Consider the following 1,903-nt stretch of genomic DNA (forward strand, 5'->3'; position numbering starts at 1 on the left):
ATAATGAGCCTTTTAGTTTCAATTGTGTTCACCTACATGGGTTAATTCCCCTCTGAGTTAACATTTTAATTTTTTGTATTTGAGTTACCTATACTTGATTTACTAATAAGAGATAATTTTCTTAAGTGCATTATTACTCTGTATTGGTTAAGCTACCTGATTTTCTAATGGCTGTTAACAAGTTATAACACAAGACACTGCCCACACTAGTAATTACTGCTCCTAGTATTGATATGCCGTGCATCAATGGTGGCACTGAGCTACTAAGCATCATTGAGCCACCTAAAAATATTGCTCCACTTAAAATACCGTAAACAAGACGATTAACAACAGCATCTAAATGTCGGTGCTTTAGGTTTACATCAAAACTGCCACTACGCATTTTACTGATCAGTGTTTCCACGTCATCAGGTAAAGTGGTTAATAAACGTTCCCAGACAAAATAGGACTTACCCAGTTTTTTACTAAACCTACGTGGTGACAACCGAGCTCGTTTCATTTTTTTGGTATATGGCTCAATAGCATCATTCACACTAAAATCACGGTCTAAGCGTTGTGATGAGCCTTCTAGCATTACCAATACGCGAATTAGCATCGATATACCACTGGGCATTAATAATCGATGTTTACGGATAATAGTGTTCATGGTGTTTAGAATTTCACTAATATTCAACGAAGCCATAGGCTGGCTTAAGTATTCATGTAAAAACTCATCAATATCACGCTGCAATTTACTTTTATCAAACGATTCTGGTAGCGTACAAACTCTTATTACTTGTTTAGTAAAATCAACACTATTTTTCTCTGAGGCCGCTAATAACATTAACTCTAGCGCTTCTTGTATGTTGTCATCTATACGACCAATCATGCCAAAGTCGAGTAAGCCAATGCGATCATCGTCGAGCACCCAAATATTGCCCGGATGTGGATCAGCATGAAAAATATGATGTTGAAATACCATATCAAGATAAATATTTACCCCAAGCGCCGCAATTTCTTTGGTGTTAACTCCATTGGCTTTTAATTTATCTGCTTCAGCAATACTAAAGCCATTTAAGCATTCCATGGTTAATACCCGTTTTGAGGAAAACTCTGGGTAAGTGATAGGTATTTTTACTTTAGGGTTATTCAAAAACTGCTGTGAGAACAAAGCCATATTACGTAATTCTTTGCCGTAATCTAGCTCTTTGAATAAACTTTCACTAAAATCTTCAATTAAGCTTTTCGGCTGATATAAACTTAATTCTTTATCGTATTTTTCAGATAAGGTTGCGAGCAAGGCCAGAATTTCAATGTCTGCCAATATTTTATCTTCAATATCAGAATGTTGTACTTTTACTACAACGACACTGCCATCTTGCAATACCGCTTTATGCACTTGACCTATAGAAGCAGATCCCACAGGAGTAAAATCAAATTCTAAAAACAGCTCACTCATACTCTGACCCAATTCAGACTCGATCATTGTAGTAACTTGCTCAGGTGAATCAATTGGCGTATCAGACTGTAACTTAGTTAATTCAGTTGCCAACTCTGGGCCTATAAGGTCGGCACGGGTACTTAATATTTGCCCAAGTTTGATAAACGTTGTGCCTAACTCAGTTAACGCCATACGAAAGCGCTCTTCAAAAGGTAAGCCAGCTAAAGTATCACCTTGTGCATTAGTCACTAAATTTTTTAAAAAGCTTGGGTCTTCTTTTTGTATCCAATTAGCTAATCCATATTTAGTTAATATAGAGATAATATTATGAAAGCGACTGGTATTATTTTTAAATTGACTAAATTTACTGAGCTTCATGGGAACCCTTACAAATAATAAATAAAAAACAACCCGCAATGGCGCAGCTGTTACGATAACTTATAGATTTTATGTTTAATGTATATCTTATACCCGTTCCACTTG

1 protein-coding gene is annotated in these 1,903 nt (G+C 36.0%); it reads right to left on the reverse strand.

The annotated features are described in order from the left end of the window. Positions 1–133: 133 nt before the first annotated feature. The gene (locus KO502_RS06800; RefSeq protein ID WP_216021803.1) at positions 134–1,798 is read right to left on the reverse strand and encodes an AarF/ABC1/UbiB kinase family protein; all 1,665 of its coding nucleotides are present in this window, start codon (positions 1,796–1,798) and stop codon (positions 134–136) included. Positions 1,799–1,903: the final 105 nt, after the last annotated feature.

This window comes from Colwellia sp. E2M01 (assembly GCF_018860585.1).
Lineage (GTDB): Bacteria > Pseudomonadota > Gammaproteobacteria > Enterobacterales > Alteromonadaceae > Colwellia.

Bases quoted from the DNA above. Each gene is read 5' to 3' on its own strand.
- KO502_RS06800 (WP_216021803.1), bottom strand. From the start codon at position 1,798: ATGAAGCTCAGTAAATTTAGTCAATTTAAAAATAATACCAGTCGCTTT.